The organism is Niveispirillum sp. (genome assembly GCF_017996735.1).
GTDB lineage: Bacteria > Pseudomonadota > Alphaproteobacteria > Azospirillales > Azospirillaceae > Niveispirillum.
In genome coordinates this window covers 59,508-72,585 of the sequence record NZ_JAGOGJ010000009.1, presented here as the reverse complement: position 1 = coordinate 72,585, position 13,078 = coordinate 59,508, and the positions used below count along the sequence as shown (strand labels likewise).

The following is a 13,078-nucleotide window of genomic DNA, read 5'->3' as shown; positions in this document are numbered from 1 at the left end:
ATACCATGGGCCATATCGGTAACGGATTTCCCGACCTGAAGGACCCCGACCTGTATGTCGAAGGCGTACCGCACACGACATTTGCCCGGTTACGCCGCGAATCCCCCGTCCATTGGAATCCGGAGGCGGATGGTGCCGGCTTCTGGGCTGTCACCCGCTACAACGATATCGTGAGCGTCCTGGGCAAGCCCGACCTGTTCTCCTCTGCGCGGGAGAATGGCGGGCACCGGATCTTCAACGAGAATGAGGTGGGCCTGACCAATTCGGGGGAGGCCGCCATCGGCACCCCCTTCATTTCCCAGGACCCGCCCGTCAGCACCCAGTACCGCCGTGCCCTGATGCCCAGCCTGACGCCGAACCGGCTGGAGGATATCGAGGCGCGGATCAACAAACGTGTGTCCGACCTGCTGGACCAGATCCCCAATGACAGTCCGGTGGATATGGTCCCCCTGCTGTCGGCGCCGCTGCCGCTGCTGACACTGGCCGAACTGCTGAACCTGCCCGGCGAGATGTGGAAGCAGCTCTATCACTGGACCAACGCCTTCGTGGGGGAGGATGACCCCGATTTCCGGCAATCGCCGGAGGCGCTGGCCGCCACGATGGGGGAGTTCCTGGCCTTTGCCCATGAGCTGTTCGTCGATCGTCGCGCCCGGCCCGGCAAAGATGTCGCCTCTCTTCTGGCCAATGCCAAGGTCGGCGATGCGCCCGTCAGCGAGGCGGATTTTGTCGGTAACCTGATCCTGGTTCTGGTGGGCGGCAACGAGACGACGCGCAACTCCCTCTCGCATACCATCGCCGCCTTCGCACAGTTTCCGGAGGAATGGCGGCGCCTGCGGGCCGACCCCGGCCTGATGAAGACGGCGGTGCGGGAGATGGTGCGCTATGCCACGCCGGTGATGCATATGCGTCGCACCGCCATGGCGGACACGGAGATCGGTGGCCAGAAGATCGCCAAGGGTGACAAGGTCGTCACCTGGTTCTCTGCCGCCAACCGTGACGAAAGCGAATTCGCCGACCCGGACCGTTTTGACATTACACGCAGCAATATCCGTCATCTGGGTTTCGGTACGGGGCAGCATTCCTGTCTGGGGTTCCGGCTGGCGGAGATGCAGTTGCGGGTTGCCTTCGAACATTTGGCCCGCCGGGTCTCGGGGTTCGAAATTGTTAGCAAACCGAAACGTTTCAGATCGAACTTTATCAATGGGCTGAAGGACCTTAACGTTATACTGCTGTCCTGATGGTGGCAGGGAGGTGCCTGATGAACCAGAATAGAAGCCAGAGCAGGGGATTGACTGCCGAAACCATCATTGCCGATCATCTGGGCAGGGGACCCGACATGGTCCTCCAGCAGCCGGGTGACGGATGGTGTCTGGCACGGTGGCGGCAGTTTGTCGGCAGCTATGACCTGCCGGCCCTGCCGACACCGCTGTTTGTTGTCCATATCGCCGGCAAGCCGCGCGTGCGGACCTGGATGCAGGGGGGGTGGAGCGAGAGCTTTTCCGCCCCCAGTCAGGCCACCATCGTACCGGGCGGCCAGCCGACGCGCTGGCTGGTTGATGGTGAACTGGATGTCGTGACCTTCAGCCCGGATATGGCGGCCATTCAGGGCACCCCCGGCCTGGACAAGGCCAAGCGCATGCGTTTTGCTTTCTCCGATCCCCTGGGCACGGCGCTGACGCAGCAATTGCTGGCCGAATGCTATGAGGAGCGGACGCCGGAGCGGGCGATCTATATCGATACGCTGCTGGCAGCGCTGAAGGCCCATGTCACCTATGGCTCGCGCCAGCGCCCGGCGGAAGCCATTCCCACGGCCGATTGCTCAGCCTATCGCGTGCATAACGTCATCAATTCCATCCAGCGCAATCCGGGTGCGGACCATTCGCTGGAGGATCTGGCGGCCCGTGCGGGGCTGACATCATCGCATTTCTGCCGCGTCTTCAAGAAGGCGACGGGGGAGAGCCCGCATCAGTTCGTCATGCGGGTGCGCCTGGAACGGGCGCAGCAATTGCTGGTGCAGACCGATCTGGGATTGGGCGAATTGTCCGATACGCTGGGTTTCGCCAGCCAGAGCCATTTCACCCGCATCTTCCGTCAGGCGACGGGCCGCACGCCCAGCGCCTATCGTCGCAACAAAGGGTCGGCGACGTTGCAATAACCGCTTGTTTCAATGGATGGAAAAGGAGCCGGCGGCAGGGCATCCCTGCCGCCGGTTTCAGTTTGGGGGGATTTTACTGCCCGATCCAGCGCGGCGGGCGCTTTTCGGCAAAGGCGGCGGGGCCTTCGATGGCATCGGCCGACGCCAGCATGGTTTTCATGGCGGGATAATCCCATTCCTCCCGCATCCCCTGTTCGGTTGAAACCGTCAGGCCGCGCAGGATGGCTTCCTTTGTCGCGCGGACGGACAGGGGGCTACAGGCCAGGATGTCGGCAGCCCAGCGCCGGGCGGCCATCAGCACGTCGCCATCCGTGACCTCGTTGACGAAGCCAAGCGTCTGGCCCTCGCCGGCGGTGACGCGGCGGCCGGTCAGCATCATGCCCATGGCGTGCTTCAGCCCGATCTGGCGCGGCAGGCGCTGCAATCCACCGGCCAGGGCCGCCAGCCCGACCCTGGGTTCCGGCAGGGCGAACACGGCCTTCGTATGGGCCACGATGATGTCGCAGGCCAGCGCCAGTTCGAAGCCACCGCCCATGGCGACGCCGTTCACCGCTGCGATCACCGGCTTGGTCAGGTCGAACCGGCCGGTCAGCCCACCGAAGCCAGTGGGCGGCGTGACCAGCCCGCCGCCGGAGGCCTGCTGTTTCAGGTCATGGCCGGCGCAAAAGGCCTTTTCGCCGGCACCGGTGATGATGGCGACCCATTGTTGCGGATCGGCGGCAAACCCGTCGAACACCGCCTGCAGCTCCTCATGCGCGGCGGCATTCAAGGCGTTGTGCGCTTCCGGGCGGTTCAGGGTGATGATGGTCAGGGCGCCGTCGCGGTCGACCTTCACATAGCGATCGTCGTTCATCACGGGCCTTTTCAATGGACCAGGGCGGCCAGCCGGCCACGGATGATGGTTTCCGCCTCGCCCACGATGCGGGTCAGCAGGTCGGCGCAGGTGGGGATGTCGTGGATCAAGCCCTGGACTTGTCCGGCCCAGATCAGGCCGGCATCCAGGTCACCCGTTTCCAGTGCCCGCCGCCCCTTGGCACCCGACACCAGATGCCGGATGTCTTCGAACATCGCGTCGGGGCGGTTGGAGATTTCCACCACCTGATCTGACACGCTGTTGCGGGCGACGCGGCCGGTATTGTGGAATTTGCGGAAAATCAGGCGGGTGGCGCGTTCGTCATTGGCCACGATGAATTGCTTCACCGCCTCATGGATGGGCGCTTCCACGGTCGCGCAGAAGCGGGTGCCCATATTGACGCCGTCGGCCCCCAGCGCCAGGGCTGCCGCCAGCCCGCGCCCGTCGCCGAAGCCGCCGCTGGCGATCATCGGCACGCGCACCTTGTCGGCGGCGGCAGGGATCAGGATCAGACCGGGGATGTCATCCTCTCCGGGATGGCCGGCACATTCGAACCCGTCGATGGAGATGGCGTCCACGCCCATGCGCTCGGCCGACAGGGCATGGCGCACGGCCGTGCATTTATGCAGGACGGTGATGCCGTGGGCCTTGAAATCCTCGACATGTTCCTGCGGCTTGTGCCCCGCCGTCTCCACGATGCGCACCCCGCTGTCGATGATGGCGCGGCGATATTCGGCATAGGGCGGCGGGTTGACGGACGGCAAGATGGTCAGGTTTACGCCGAACGGCTTGTCGGTCATCGCCCGGCAGCGGTCGATCTCCCGCCGCAGATCGTCGGGCGTGGGCTGGGTCAGGGCGGTCAGGATGCCCAGGCCGCCGGCATTGGACACGGCGGCGGCCAGCTCGGCCCGCCCCACCCACATCATGCCGCCCTGCACGATGGGATGTTCGATGCCCAGCAGTTCCGTGATGCGGGTGCGGATGGCCATCACAGCGCCTCCAGGATCGTGACATTGGCGATGCCGCCCCCCTCGCACATGGTCTGCAGCCCATAGCGCAGGCCACGCGCTCGCAGCGCATGGATCAGCGTGGCCATCAGCTTGGTGCCGCTGGCGCCCAGCGGGTGGCCCAGCGCGATGGCTCCGCCATTGACGTTGAGGCGATCCGGATCGGCGCCCAGCGCCTGCGTCCAGGCCAGCGGCACGGGTGCGAACGCCTCGTTCACCTCGTAAAGGTCGATATCGTCGATTGACAGGCCGGCACGTTGCAGGGCGCGCCTTGTTGCGGGGATTGGCTCCTCCAGCATGATCACCGGATCGCCTGCCGTCACCGTCATGTTCACGATATGGGCGATGGGGGTCAAATTATGCTGCCGCAGGGCGCGTTCGCTGACCACCAGGGCGGCCGAGGCCCCGTCGCAGACCTGGCTGGCATTGGCGGCGGAGATCACGCCGCCTTCCTGCAACAGCTTCACCGACGCGATGCCCTCCAGGCTGGCATCAAAACGGATGCCTTCATCCACCCTATGCGGCACGCCATCCACGGACAGGGGCACAATCTCCAGCTCGAAGGCGCCGGCCTTGGCGGCGGCGGCGGCGCGGCGGTGGCTTTCCAGCGCGAACCGGTCCAGGTTCTCCCGGTCGAAACCATATTTGCGGGCGATCATCTCTGCGCCCTGGAACTGGCTGAAGGCCTTTACCCCGAACCGTTCCCGGATGCGCGGGCTGACGGGACCGGTGCCGATGCCTTCCTTCTCATGCAGCGACATGTTGGTGAACATGGGCACGCGCGTCATGCTCTCCGCCCCGGCGGCGATGACGATATCCTGCGTGCCCGACATCACGGCCTGGGCCGCGAACTGCACCGCCTGCTGGGAGGAGCCGCATTGCCGGTCGATGGTTACGGCCGGCACGCTCTGCGGCAGTTTGGAGGCCAGCACGGCGTTGCGGGCGAACGCGAAAGACTGCTCACCGGCCTGGGTGACGCAGCCCAGGATCACATCCTCCACCACCGCCGGGTCCAGTCCGGACCGGTCCAGGATGGCGTTCAGCACCTCACCCGCCATATCGGCCGGATGCCAGCCGGCCAGCTTGCCATTGCGGCGGCCGCCGGCGGTGCGCACGGCTTCGACGATGTAAGCCTCTGCCATCTCAATCTCCTGTGAAATCGGGTTTGCGGCGCGCGAGATAGGCGGCGACGCCCTCGCGGCAATCATGGGTGGCGCCGGATGCAGCGATGCGGCGAGTCTCGCGGTCCAGATGGGCCTCCAGCGGCCCGTCGAAACTGTCCAGCAGCAGGTTGCGGGCGGCACCGACGGCCAGGGTGGGGGCGGCGGCCAGGGTACGGGCGGCTTCATCGCCGGCGCTGGCCAGATCGGCATCCTCCACCATGCTGGTGACCAACCCGATGGAAGCGGCTTCCTGCGCCGATATGCGCTGATTGGCGATGATCATCTGCTGCGCGCGGCGCATCCCCACCAGCCGGGGCAGCAGCCAGGACATGCCGCCATCGGGCGACAGGCCGACGCTGCCATAGGCGGCGGTGAAATGGGCGGAGCGGGCGGCGATGACGATATCGCCGATCAGCGACAGCGACAGGCCCGCGCCCGCCGCCGGCCCATTGACCAGCACCAGCAGCGGCTTTGCCATGCGCTGCAACCGGCTGATGGCCATATGCAGCGTGCCCGCCAGCTCGCTGAGGAAGGCCGGCACCTGATCCCCCGCCGCCGCAAAGGCGGACAGGTCGCCACCGGCGCAGAACAACCGCCCGGCCCCCGTCAGCACGACGCAGCGGATGCTCTCGTCCTGGTCGCAACGGATGGATGCCGTCAGCAGCGCCTGGGCCAGCGGCAGGTTGATGGCATTGCCGGCAGCGGGGCGGTTCAGGGTCAGGGTGGCGACGGCCCCGTTGATCGTGAACAGCAAGGGCATGTCGGTCATCGGCACTTCTCCAATGACTGGCGGGCCAGGGACGCCAGACGCGGAAAGCTGGTGGCGCGTTCACGGGCATGGGCCGATGATGCAGTGCCCCGCGCGACGCGGCCTTTGATGCCGTGGAAGATGGCGGCCAGTCGGAAGAAATTGAACGCCACATAGAAATCCCAGGACGGGATGTCGCTGCGGCCCGTGCGCCGGCAATAGGCCTGCACATAATCCGCCTCGACCGGAATGTTCAGCGCCGCCAGATCGGCGCCGGCCAGCCCGGCCACGATGTCGGGCGGCATCTGGTACATCATGGCGTGATAGGCGAAATCAGCCAGCGGGTGGCCCAGGGTCGACAATTCCCAGTCCAGCACGGCCACCACGCGCGGTTCGGTGGGGTGGAAGATCATGTTGTCGCAGCGGAAATCGCCATGGACGATGGCGCTTTCCTCTCCGGCCGGGATCAGCGCCGGCAACCGCTCCACCAGCATGTCCATATCGGGGTTGCGGCCGGCGTCGGTATCCTCCTGATACTGGCGCGACCAGCGGGCGATCTGGCGTTCGAAGTAGTTGCCGGCCCTGCCGTAATCGCCCAGCCCCAGCGCATCGGCATCCAGCCGGTGCAGCCGGGCCATGGTGTCGTTCATGGCATCGAAATAGGCAGGGCGTTCGGCCCGGTCCAAACCGGGGAAGGTGGCATCCCAGAAGATGCGGCCTTCCACCATCTCCATCACATAGAACCAACTGCCGATGATGGTGTCGTCGGTACACAGCCCATGCACATGGGGGACCGGGAAATCGGCGCGGCCGAGGGCGGTCAGAACGCGGGCCTCCCGCTCCACCGCGTGCGCACCTTTCAGCAGGGGGCCGGGCGGCTTGCGCCGCATGACATAGCTACGACCGGGCGTCACCAGCTTGTAGGTCGGGTTGGACTGCCCGCCCTTGAACTGTTCCACCCGCAAGGGGCCCTTGAACCCATCTACATGCGTACTCAGCCATCCGGCCAGGGCCTGCTCATCGAAGCGCAACCCCTCGCGTACCGCCGTGGTGCCGGCATTGGCATCCTGCCCCAGCGCGTTCATGATTGCCCCGCCTTCCAGTCGCGGCGGACCTTCTTGGCCAGGCTCCATTTATGCACTTCCGTCGGGCCGTCATAGATGCGGAAGGCGCGGACCTCGCGGAACACCTGTTCCACGATGCTGTCGCCAGTGAGGCCTGACCCGCCCATCACCTGCACACAGCGATCGGCCACGCGCATCAGCGCTTCCGATACGGCGACCTTGGCCATGGAGCTTTCGGCGACACCCAGGGAGCCCGTGTCCAGCACGCTGGCGCACCAGTCGATCATCAGTTCGGCCTGTTTCAGGTCGATCAGATTGTCGGCCAGTTGGAAGCCCACCCCTTCATGCTCGATCAGCAGCTTGCCAAAGGCATGGCGGCGGTTGGCATAATCGGTGGCGATTTCGTTGGCGCGGATGCAGGCACCCAGCCAGCGCATACAATGGGACAGGCGGGCGGGTGAGAGGCGGACCTGGGCCAGGGTAAAACCTTCACCGGGATTGCCCAGCATCTGGTCGGCGGGTACGCGCAGGCCTTCGATACGCACTACGGCATGGCCGCCGGGCATGGAACTGTCGATGGTGTTGGGCACACGCTCGATGCGGATCGCGGGGTCGGGCAGGTCGACCAGGAACATGCAAGCACCCTGCTCGGCCTTGGCCATGACGATGCCGATCTGCGCCCCGTGGGCCCCCGTGATGAAGGCCTTGCGCCCATCAATGACCCAATGATTGCCGTCGGGCCGGCAGGTGGTGCGCATCATCGACGGGTCGGAGCCGGCCCCGTCATCTTCTGCCGGTTCGGTCATGAAGAAGGCGGAGCGCGCCCGGCCCTGGATCAACGGTTCCAGGAACCGTTTCTTGATCTCCGGGCTGCCCACCTTGCCCAGAAGATACATGTTGCCTTCGTCCGGGGCGGCCGTGTTGCAGGCCAGCGGCCCCAGGGGCGACAGGCCTGTACGGGCCAGCACGATGGCGGTTTCCCGCTGCGACAGGTGGCTGCCGTCGGGCAGGATATGCGGGGTCAGCACACCGGCTGCCCGCGCCTTGTCCTTCAGGTCCGCCACCAGTTCCTCGGTGGGACAGTCGTGGTGATCGCGCCGCGTATCCTGTTCATAGGGGGCGACGATTTCACGCACGAAACGTTCCACCCGCGCGGCGATTTCCAGCGTTTTCTCCATGCCGACGCCGCTCATTTCGGGGCCATCCGGATGGCGCCGTCCAGGCGGATGGTCTCGCCGTTCAGCATCGGGTTGCTGACGATGCTTTCCACCAGTTGCGCATATTCGTCCGGCTGACCCAGGCGCGAGGGGAAAGGCACCTGTTTGCCCAGCGATGCCTGTGCGTCGGCCGGCAGCGTGGCCAGCAGCGGGGTCCAGAAGATGCCGGGGGCAATGGTCATCACGCGGATGCCATAGCGGGCGAATTCGCGCGCGATGGGCAGGGTCATGCCGACGATGGCGCCCTTGGATGCCGAATAGGCGGCCTGACCGATCTGGCCGTCATAGGCGGCGACCGAAGCGGTATTGATGATGACGCCGCGTTCCTCTGGCCCCACCGTGTCGGCATCATGAAGGCGGGCGGCAAATTTCGACAGCACGTTGAAACTGCCATTCAGGTTGATATTCACGATTTTCGTGAAATCGGCCAGGGGGATGGCCTTGCCGTCGCGGCCGATCACCTTGGCCGGCGGGCCGATGCCGGCGCAATTGACCAGGATGCGGGCCTTGCCGTGCAGCCCCTCTGCCTCGGCAAGTGCCGCCTCAACCGCTGCTTCGTCGGTGACATCGACCTTGATGAAATGCCCGCCAATGGCGGCGGCATGGGCAGTCCCCAACTCGGCGTTCAGGTCGAAGATGGTAACCCTGGCCCCGGCCCTGGCTAGCCGCGCGGCGGTGCCGCCGCCCAGGCCCGATGCACCGCCCGTGACGATGGCGGCCTGTCCGATGATCTGCACGTTGATGGTTCCTTGACTGGAGGGTTGCATGAGGCCGGCGACCGCCGGCCCGCGACCACATGGTCGCGTAAGCCAAGGGCGCGGATGCGCCCGCCCGGCGCCTGAGGGAACAGCGAATAGTCAGGGCAGCAGCACGGCCTTGATGCAGCCGCCGCGATGCTGCGTGGCTACCGCCTCGTTGATGTCGGAAAGCGGGAAGGTTTGGATCAGCCGGTCAAAGGGGAAGCGGCCCTGGCGATACAGGGCGATCAGTTCCGGGATGAACCGGTCGGGATCGCTGTCACCCTCGATGATGCCGATGATGCGATGGCCATAGGTGATCAGGGAGACGAGGTTGATGGAAAGGGTGCTGTCCAGCCGGGGCGGCACGCCCACCAGACCCAGCAGGCCATGGCTGGCCAGCGCCGCCAGGGCGGCGGCGACCACATCTTCCCGCCCGCTGGTCTCAAACCCGTAATCCACCCCGTCGGGCAGGATGGTGCGGATGGCGGCGGTGACATCGCCGGAGGCGGGATCGATGACATGCGTCGCCCCCAGTTCCAGCGCTATCTGCCGCCGGGCGGCCACGGGTTCCACCAGGATGATGGTGGCGCATTGCTGGATCACGGCACCCATCACGGCGGCCAGCCCCACCGGCCCGGCACCGAAAATGGCGATGCTGCTGCCCGGATGGCAGGCCAGCGAGCGCATGACCCCGCCGGCCCCCGTCTGGAAGCCACAGCCAAGGGGGCCCAGCAGTTCCAACCGCAGGCCGGTTGCATCCACCTTCACGACATTGCGTTCATGGGCCAGGGCGTGGCTGGCAAAGCTGGACTGGCCGAAGAAATGCGCGGAAAGCGGGCTGCCATCTTCCTGGCTAAGGCCGCTGCTGCCATCGGGCCTTGTACCCAGATAGTTCAGCATGGGGAAGTCGCGGCAATAGGATGGCAGATCCTGGCGACAGCGGGCGCAGCTGCCGCAACTGTGGAAGCCCAGCACGACCGTATCACCCGGCCTCACCTTGGTGACCTCTTCCCCCACCGCCTCCACCACGCCGGCCCCTTCATGGCCCAGCACGGCGGGAAGCGGGATGGGGATCAACTGGTCGCGGGCGACGAGGTCGGTATGGCAAAGGCCGACACCGGCGATGCGGACCCGCACTTCCTTGCCGCGCGGCGGTTCCATCCGCACGCGCTGCAGCCTGAAATCCGATTGCGGGGCAGGGGTGACGGCTGCTGTGATGTGCATGGGCGGATCCTCAGGCAACGGTGTAGCCACCATCGGCGACGAATTCCGCGCCGGTGATGAAGGCGGCATTGTCGCTGGCCAGGAAGGCGATCAGCGGGGCGATGTCCTGCGCCTGTCCCAGCCGGCCCATCGGGATCATCGCCGCCCAGGCCGCCAGCGCCACATCCGGCGGGATCGGGGCGCCATCCGGGCCCTTCGGCGGTTCCCAGTCGGCGCCCAGGTTGGTCTGCACCGGTCCCGGCAGGACGCAATTGACCCGGATGCCGGTCCTGGCCAGTTCAAAGGCCACGGCGCGCGACAGCGCCCGGACGGCCCCCTTGGTGGCGCTGTAGGCGGCGAACTGCGCGCCGGCGACCATGCCATAGACCGAGGCGATATTGATGATGGAAGCCCCCGCAGCCCCCGCTGCCATCGCCTGGCGCATCAGCGGCAGGGCCGTCTGCATACCGATATAGACGCTGTCGACATTGATCCGCTGCTGACGCTGCAGCAGTTCCAGGGGCGACAGTTCAAAGGGCCGGGACACCATGATGCCGGCATTATTGACCAGGATATCCAGCCGGTCGAACCGCTCACCGATGCGTGCGGCACCGTCTGTCCATTGTTCCTGGCTGGTGACGTCATGAGCCAGCATCAGATGGGGGCGGTCGCCCAGCAGCGAGGCCGTTTCCGCCAACCCCACCGGGTTGATGTCGCTGACGACCAGGGCAGCCCCCTGGTCGGCCAATGTCAGGGCGGCGGTCCGACCGATGCCCGATCCTGCCCCGGTGACCCAGGCGACCTTGCCGTCCAGTTGGAAAAGTCTGCTCATCATTCCTGTCCGATGTTGGAGCGCGGGTGCCGTTCGGCCGCTAGCACAGGCAGCCAGGGCAGGGCGGTGTTGCAATAGGCTTCGGCCATGGGCCGCCAGGGGGACGGATCGTCCAGTGTTCCCGCCTTGATGATGGTCAGGCCCGGCAGGATGCCGGCGACTGACAGGATGGGCGATCCGCAATGGGCGCAGAAATGGCGGTACACCGCCGCGCCGCTGTCGCCTTTGTCTTGAAAGACACGGGTCTCGCCCGTTTGCCGGTACTGGTCATCCGTCACCACGCAGACCAGGGAAAAGGCGGTACCGGATTGCCGCTGGCAATGCCGGCAATGGCAGGCCGCCACCATCAGCGGATCGCCGGTGAAATGATAGCGGACCCGGCCACACAGACAGCCGCCGGAACGGGTCGGATCGTCGGTTGTGTGATCGGTCATAGCGCCACCACCACCGATTTGAGTTCCAGATAGGCATCCAGCACGGCGGCGCCATTCTCCCGCCCCAGGCCGGATTTCTTCATCCCGCCGAAGGGCAGCGACGGATCGGCCAGCAGCACGCAATTGACAAACACCGTACCGGCCTGGAGCGTCGCACCCGCATGGTGGGCGGTGGCCAGATCGCGGGTGAAGATGTGCGCGGCCAGACCATATTCGCTGTCATTGGCCAGCGCGATGGCCTCGTCCAGATCGTCAAAGGCACTGGCGGCCAGCACGGGGCCGAACACCTCCTCCCGTGCCACCTCCGCATCCGGCGGCACATCGCGCAGCAGGGTGGGTGCGAAATAATGGCCCTCGTCTGGAACGGGGATCTCGGGGCCGACGGCATGGATGCCGGCGGCGCGCGCCCGTTCCACGAAGCCGGTTACCTTCTCATGCTGACGGCGGCTGATCAGGGGGCCCAATTGGCTGGACCGGTCGCCGCTGGGGCCGATCTTCTGGCTGGCGGCGACGGCGGCGATGCCGTCCAGCACCCGTTCATAGACGGAGCGGTGGACGTACAGCCGCGTACCGGCATAACAGACCTGACCGGAATTGAAGAAACAGCCCATCGCCGCCTGCGGGATGGCGCGGTCCAGGTCGGCATCGGCGGTAATGATGGTGGGAGACTTGCCGCCCAGTTCCAGGGTCACCCGCTTGATATCGGGGACAGAGGCCGCCAGGATCGCCTGACCGGTCCGGGTGGAGCCGGTGAAGGCGACCTTGGCGATGCCGGGATGGGTGGCCAGCGCCGCACCGGTGGCCCCATCGCCCGTGACGACGGAGAACACGCCCGGCGGCAGGCCCGCCTCCCGCGCGATTTCCGCCAGGCGCAGGGCGGAAAGAGCCGTTTCCGCCGCCGGCTTCAGCACGATGGTGCAGCCGGCCGCCAGGGCCGGGGCGATCTTCCACATCGACAGCACGATGGGGAAGTTCCAGGGGGTGATGGCGGCGACCACACCCACCGGCTCCCGCCGCGTATAGGCATGGAACCGGCCCGGCGTGGCGGAAAGCGAGGCGGCATGGCCGGCGATCTTCGTCGGCCAGCCGGCATAGGTGCGCAACCAGCCGATGGCGGCGGGAATATCGACAGCCTCGGCCAGGGTGACGGGCTTGCCGGTGTCCAGCGCTTCCAGTGCCGCCAGGGTGACCAAGTCGGCCTCGATGGCGTCGGCGAAACGGTGCAGCAGCCGTTCACGCGCCAGCGGCGTCAGGTCGCGCCATGCCGGGTCATGCAGCGCCCGGGTGGCCGCCTGCACGAAGGCATCAACGTCGGACGCGTCCGCCACGGGAATCGCGGTGAAGCTGCGGCCCGTGCAAGGATCCTCGTCATCCAGCCAGTTCCGGGCGGGCAGCAGGTCGGACCCCGCCATCAGCACACGTTCGGGCAGCCGGAGGCCGGTAAAGCCAGCCTGCATCGTCATCGGTTTCCTCCCTGACCTCATGCCGGGCCTTATGGCGGCCTCTGGTCACCGGACGGTTGTAACGCGACCGTTCCGGAAAGGCTTTACACAGGCCTGCCGCGCTTTTTGCCAATTCCTGCGCTTGCCTTGCCTTGCCCCATCCCTTCCGGTCAGGTGGCCCCCAGAACCGGGTTGCAATTGCCCGGCACCAGGGAATATC

General features: G+C 66.2%; 13 protein-coding genes. 2 read left to right on the top strand and 11 right to left on the bottom strand.

Annotated elements, in window-relative coordinates:
- Nucleotides 1–5: 5 nt before the first annotated feature.
- A complete protein-coding gene (locus tag KBA48_RS05505) occupies nt 6–1,238 on the top strand; it encodes a cytochrome P450 (RefSeq protein ID WP_292904013.1) in 1,233 nt (410 codons plus the stop codon).
- Nucleotides 1,239–1,258: 20 nt separating this feature from the next.
- On the top strand, nt 1,259–2,155 hold the full coding sequence (locus KBA48_RS05500; RefSeq protein ID WP_292904011.1) for an AraC family transcriptional regulator: 897 nt from the start codon (nt 1,259–1,261) through the stop codon (nt 2,153–2,155).
- Between the two features lie 73 nt (nt 2,156–2,228).
- Here KBA48_RS05500 and KBA48_RS05495 read toward each other — a convergent pair whose 3' ends face one another.
- The 11 genes from KBA48_RS05495 to KBA48_RS05445 all read right to left on the bottom strand — a co-directional run bounded on the left by KBA48_RS05495 (nt 2,229) and on the right by KBA48_RS05445 (nt 12,879).
- Nucleotides 2,229–3,008 (bottom strand): enoyl-CoA hydratase-related protein, encoded by a 780-nt coding sequence (locus tag KBA48_RS05495; RefSeq protein ID WP_292904009.1) that lies wholly within the window; start codon nt 3,006–3,008, stop codon nt 2,229–2,231.
- Nucleotides 3,009–3,019: 11 nt separating this feature from the next.
- Nucleotides 3,020–3,997, bottom strand: a complete 978-nt coding sequence (locus tag KBA48_RS05490) for a nitronate monooxygenase family protein (RefSeq protein ID WP_292904007.1) — start codon at nt 3,995–3,997, stop codon at nt 3,020–3,022.
- Nucleotides 3,997–5,157: an acetyl-CoA C-acetyltransferase gene (locus KBA48_RS05485; RefSeq protein WP_292904005.1), complete on the bottom strand. Its 1,161-nt coding sequence runs from the start codon at nt 5,155–5,157 to the stop codon at nt 3,997–3,999. The genes KBA48_RS05490 and KBA48_RS05485 overlap by 1 nt, the downstream gene beginning before the upstream one ends.
- Nucleotide 5,158: 1 nt before the next feature.
- Nucleotides 5,159–5,947, bottom strand: a complete 789-nt coding sequence (locus KBA48_RS05480) for an enoyl-CoA hydratase-related protein (RefSeq protein WP_292904003.1) — start codon at nt 5,945–5,947, stop codon at nt 5,159–5,161.
- Nucleotides 5,944–7,011, bottom strand: a complete 1,068-nt coding sequence (locus tag KBA48_RS05475) for a phosphotransferase (protein ID WP_292904001.1) — start codon at nt 7,009–7,011, stop codon at nt 5,944–5,946. The genes KBA48_RS05480 and KBA48_RS05475 overlap by 4 nt, the downstream gene beginning before the upstream one ends.
- The gene (locus tag KBA48_RS05470; RefSeq protein ID WP_292903999.1) at nt 7,008–8,183 is read right to left on the bottom strand and encodes an acyl-CoA dehydrogenase family protein; all 1,176 of its coding nucleotides are present in this window, start codon (nt 8,181–8,183) and stop codon (nt 7,008–7,010) included. Before KBA48_RS05470 ends, KBA48_RS05475 begins: the two co-directional genes overlap by 4 nt.
- Complete coding sequence (locus KBA48_RS05465; RefSeq protein WP_367273811.1) at nt 8,180–8,950, bottom strand: SDR family NAD(P)-dependent oxidoreductase; 771 nt, start codon at nt 8,948–8,950, stop codon at nt 8,180–8,182. Before KBA48_RS05465 ends, KBA48_RS05470 begins: the two co-directional genes overlap by 4 nt.
- Nucleotides 8,951–9,064: 114 nt before the next feature.
- Nucleotides 9,065–10,171, bottom strand: a complete 1,107-nt coding sequence (locus KBA48_RS05460; RefSeq protein WP_292903995.1) for an NAD(P)-dependent alcohol dehydrogenase — start codon at nt 10,169–10,171, stop codon at nt 9,065–9,067.
- A gap of 10 nt (nt 10,172–10,181) precedes the next feature.
- Nucleotides 10,182–10,982, bottom strand: a complete 801-nt coding sequence (locus tag KBA48_RS05455; protein WP_292903993.1) for an SDR family oxidoreductase — start codon at nt 10,980–10,982, stop codon at nt 10,182–10,184.
- Nucleotides 10,982–11,416, bottom strand: coding sequence for a GFA family protein (locus KBA48_RS05450; protein ID WP_292903991.1), 435 nt, complete (start codon nt 11,414–11,416; stop codon nt 10,982–10,984). The genes KBA48_RS05455 and KBA48_RS05450 overlap by 1 nt, the downstream gene beginning before the upstream one ends.
- Complete coding sequence (locus tag KBA48_RS05445; protein ID WP_292903989.1) at nt 11,413–12,879, bottom strand: aldehyde dehydrogenase; 1,467 nt, start codon at nt 12,877–12,879, stop codon at nt 11,413–11,415. The genes KBA48_RS05450 and KBA48_RS05445 overlap by 4 nt, the downstream gene beginning before the upstream one ends.
- Between the last annotated feature and the right edge of the window lie 199 nt (nt 12,880–13,078).